The organism is Cellulomonas sp. (assembly GCF_035634735.1).
Classification (GTDB): Bacteria; Actinomycetota; Actinomycetes; order Actinomycetales; family Cellulomonadaceae; genus Cellulomonas.
Map to the genome: position 1 here is coordinate 1 of NZ_DASQCJ010000239.1, position 1,925 is coordinate 1,925.

A 1,925-nucleotide genomic window follows, 5' to 3' on the forward strand; every position below is an offset into this window, starting at 1 on the left:
CCGCTCCGGTGCCGGCAGCACGCCCGCCCGCGCGAGCCCCCCGAGCCACGCCAGGCTCGGCTTCGGGGTGCGGGCGAACGTCGCCCGGTCGACGGCGACCAGCCCGAACGTCGGCCGGTACGACCCCCACTCGTAGTTGTCGAGCAGCGACCAGTGCAGGTAGCCCCGCACGTCGCACCCGTCCTCGACGGCCGCCGCCAGGCCCGCGAGCGCCCCGGTGCTGTACGCGATCCGCCGCTCGTCGTCGGCGGTGGCGATGCCGTTCTCGGTGACCAGCATCGGCACCCCGCCGGTGACGTCGCGGGTGTGCCGCAGCGCGTGCCCCAGCGCCGCCGGGTAGTACTCCCAGCCCGTGAGCGTCCGCTCCGCGTCCGCGGGGTGCTCGACCGGGCCGTCCGGGCCGATGATCGTGCGGAGGTAGGCCTGCACGCCGACGAAGTCGTCGCCCCGGGACTGCTCCAGGAAGAAGTCCTCCCGCCAGTAGGCCCACGCGTCCCGGGCCTCCTCGGCCCCGGGCAGCGCCTGGTAGTCCTGGTTCGCCACGGACCAGCCCGACCGCACGTGCCCGAGCCCGCGCAGCACCTCGACGGCGGCGCGGTGCGCGGCCGCGATGACCCGGGACGCGTGGGGCGACGGCCCCGGCCAGTTGACGCCGACCTCCGTGTCGATCCGCGCCTCGGCCTGGTTGACCATCATGTTCGGCTCGTTGATCGTGACCACCCAGCGCACGTCGTCGAGGACCGTCGCGGCGGCCTCGGTGTACCGGCGGAACCGGTCGACGACGTCCGGGGCGTACCAGCCGCCCTCGCGGTGCTGCCAGGCCGGGACGGTGAAGTGCTGCAGGGTGACGACGGGCTCGACGCCGCGGTCCCGGCAGGCGTCGACCACCCGGCGGTAGTGGTCGAGCTGGGCGCGGGACACCTCGCCGCGGGCGGGCTCGATCCGGGCCCACTCCAGCGAGAACCGGTAGGCCGTCAGCCCGGCGTCGGCGAGCAGCCGGATGTCCTCGGGGTACCGGTGGTACGAGTCGCAGGCGTCGCCGGACACCTCCTCGACGTGCGTGCCGGGCTCGTGCTCGAGCAGCCAGTTGCTCGAGGCCGTGTTGCCGCCCTCGACCTGGTGGCCCGCGGTCGCGGCCCCCCAGAGGAAGCCGTCGGGCGCGGGGACGGTGGCGGGGGGCGGGGTGGTGCGCAGGGTCATGCGAGGGTCCTTCCGGTCGGGTGGTCGGGAGGTCGTTCGGCCAGGTCCAGCACGGCGTACCCGTGCCCGGCGAGGTGCACGGCGTCGTCCTCGGCCCGGCACCCGCGCGCCAGCACGACCGCCGCGCACCCGGCCCCGGGGAGGTCGGCCGAGACCGGCGCCCGCCCCGGGTTGAGCAGCACGGCGAGCGTCCCGCCGCGCAGGTACGCGAACGGGTACCCGGTCGACAGCACGCGCACGGGCGCGCCGACGTCGAGCCGCCGGTCGGCGTGCCGCAGCGCGATCAGCTCCCGCGCGTGGTGCAGCAGCGACCCGGGGTCGGCGACCGCCCCGGCGACGGTCGGCGCGCCGGGCGCGGTGTCCTGCGGCAGGTACCGCGAGTCGTGCGGCGCGCCCGGGCCGAACCCGTCGGCGGTCAGCCCGCCCCAGGGCATCGGCGTCCGCGACCCGGCGCGGTCGTACCGCGGGCCGAGCCGGGAGCCCTCGGTCGTCGGCGCGTCCGGCAGGTAGCGCATCCCGATCTCGTCGCCGTAGTAGACGGACGGCATCGACGGCCAGGTCAGCGCGAGCACCAGCGCGGCGCGCGCCTGCTCGGCGTCCCGGTCGCCCGCGACCAGCCGGGTGAAGTCGTGGTTCGACGTCGGCAGCCCGGTGACCCCGCCGCGGCCCGACGCCCTGATCGCCGCGTCCGCCTCCCGCCACGCCTCGACGAACGGCGCCGCGTC

2 protein-coding genes are annotated in these 1,925 nt (G+C 76.7%); both read right to left on the bottom strand.

Going from position 1 to position 1,925, the window contains the following annotated elements; all coding sequences use genetic code 11:
- Window positions 1-1,200: glycoside hydrolase family 1 protein (locus VER05_RS19825; RefSeq protein WP_324847025.1), on the bottom strand; the 1,200-nt coding region annotated here is incomplete at its 3' end.
- Window positions 1,197-1,925 (bottom strand): alpha-amylase family glycosyl hydrolase (locus tag VER05_RS19830; RefSeq protein ID WP_324847026.1); only part of this gene is annotated, 729 nt, incomplete at its 5' end. The genes VER05_RS19825 and VER05_RS19830, both read right to left, overlap by 4 nt.